This is a genomic window from Bradyrhizobium sp. P2_E8, from assembly GCF_056403875.1.
The window spans coordinates 1-2,215 of record NZ_JBFUES010001131.1 but is presented as its reverse complement, the minus strand read 5'-3'; the positions used below and the strand labels follow the sequence as shown (position 1 = coordinate 2,215).

At 64.9% G+C, this 2,215-nt stretch carries 2 protein-coding genes; both read left to right on the top strand.

The window, feature by feature from the left end:
- The coding region (locus AC1D00_RS37645; RefSeq protein WP_477014156.1) for an AMP-binding protein at positions 1-1,562 on the top strand (1,562 nt) is incomplete at its 5' end.
- Positions 1,563-2,042 (top strand): MaoC family dehydratase, encoded by a 480-nt coding sequence (locus AC1D00_RS37640; protein WP_477014155.1) that lies wholly within the window; start codon positions 1,563-1,565, stop codon positions 2,040-2,042.
- The last annotated feature ends 173 nt before the right edge of the window (positions 2,043-2,215 follow it).

The following is a 2,215-nucleotide window of genomic DNA, read 5'->3' as shown; positions in this document are numbered from 1 at the left end:
GGATTGTCGATGCCGCACAGGACCGGCAGACCAAGCTTTCTTTTAGCGTGCTGTCGCGCCGTTCCAACCAGGTCGCAAACTTCCTTCGCGCGCAGGGCTTGAGGCGCGGCGATCATCTCCTGCTGCTGCTCGGCAATGTGGTCCCGCTGTGGGAGACCATGCTGGCTGCGATGAAGCTCGGCGTCGTCGTCATCCCCGCCACCACGCTGCTCACCGCCGACGAGCTGCGCGACCGGCTCGATCGCGGCAAGGCGAAGGCGGTGGTGGCCGCGCAGGATCAGGTCGCGAAGTTCGCGAGCCTTGGCACCGAGCTTGGCGCCGAGAATGTCGTCCGTATCGTGGTCGGTGATGCCTCCGATGGCTGGCTCGCCTATGACGAGGCGACGAAAGCTCCGGAGAGTTTTGCGCCCGACGGCCCCACCAACGCCGACGACCCGATGCTGCTCTATTTCACCTCGGGCACGACGGCAAAGCCGAAGCTGGTACTGCATAGCCAGCGGAGCTATCCCGTCGGCCATCTCTCCACCATGTACTGGATCGGGCTGAAGCCGGGCGACGTCCACCTCAACATCTCCTCGCCCGGCTGGGYCAAGCACGCCTGGAGCTGCTTCTTCGCGCCGTGGAATGCGGGGGCCACCGTGTTCGTGGTGAACCAGCCGCGTTTCGATGCCAAGGCGCTGCTTGCCACCATCGGGCGGTGCGGCGTCACCACGCTGTGCGCGCCGCCGACGGTATGGCGGCTGTTCATCCAGGAGAACCTCGCGTCGTTCAAGGTCGCGTTGCGCGAGGTCTGCGGCGCCGGCGAGCCGCTCAATCCGGAGGTGATCGATCAGGTCCAGGCGGCCTGGGGCCTTACCATCCGCGACGGCTACGGCCAGACCGAGACGACGGCGCTGGCGGGCAACTCGCCCGGGCAAAACATCAAGGTCGGCTCGATGGGCCGGCCGCTGCCGGGCTATCGCGTGCAGGTCAGCGATGCCGACGGCAACCCGGCGAAGGAGGGCGAGGTGACGCTGGTGCTCGGGGCGAGCCGTCCCGCCGGCCTGATGCAGGGCTATCAGGGCGACGATGGCAAGCTCTCGGGCGCCGAAGGCACGCTCTATCGCAGCGGCGACGTCGTGTTCGAAGACGAAGACGGCTATCTCACCTTCGTCGGCCGCTCCGACGACGTCTTCAAGTCCTCCGACTACCGCATCAGCCCGTTCGAGCTGGAAAGCGTGTTGCTCGAGCACGAGCTCGTCGCCGAAGCCGCCGTGGTGCCGAGCCCGGACCCGATCCGCCTTGCGATCCCCAAGGCCTTCGTGCTGCTGACGTCGGGCGCCGAGCGAACGCCGGAGACGGCGCTGTCGATTTTCAAGCACCTGCATACGCGCCTGGCGCCGTTCAAGCGCATCCGCCGCCTCGAAATCGTCACGGAGCTGCCGAAGACGATCTCTGGCAAAATCCGCCGTGTGCAGCTACGACGGCTGGAACGCGACGACGACCGCAGCGATCCCCTGCGCGGCCGGGAATTCCGGGAGGAGGATTTTCCGGAATTGCCGAAAACACGGAGTGAGACCTAAGTGAACGAAGTCTGGAAGAAGCCGCCGATTACGCTGGATGCCTATCAGGCCATGGTCGGCAAGGAGGTCGGGCTGTCGTCATGGCACCTGATCGACCAGCCCCGCATCGACACCTATGCCGACGTGATCGAGGATCACCAGTTCATCCACGTCGACCCTGAACGGGCGAAGAAGGAGACCGCGTTCGGCACCACGATTGCGCACGGTTTTCTGACGATGTCGCTGCTGTCGATCATGTCTTATGAAGTCATGCCTGTCATCGCCGGCACCACGATGGGCGTCAATTACGGCTTCGACAAGCTCCGCTTCATCTCGCCGGTGCGCTCGGGAAAGCGCGTCCGCGGCCGGTTCGTGCTGGCGGAAGCCAGGCTGCGCAAGCCGAACGAATTGCAGTCCCGCACCAATGTCACGGTGGAGATCGAGGGCGAGGACAAGCCCGCGCTGGTCGCCGACTGGCTCGGCCTGATCTATTTCGCCTGATACCACGCGTCGCTGCCGGGCTTGACCCGGCAATCCATCGCTGCTCAAAAGCTTTTCGATTTTGATGGATGGCCGGGTCAAGCCCGGCCACGACGATCCAACGTTTGGGAAACGCACTCATGGCAATCAGGTTTGACGGACGCGTCGCCATCGTCACCGGCGCGGGCAATGGC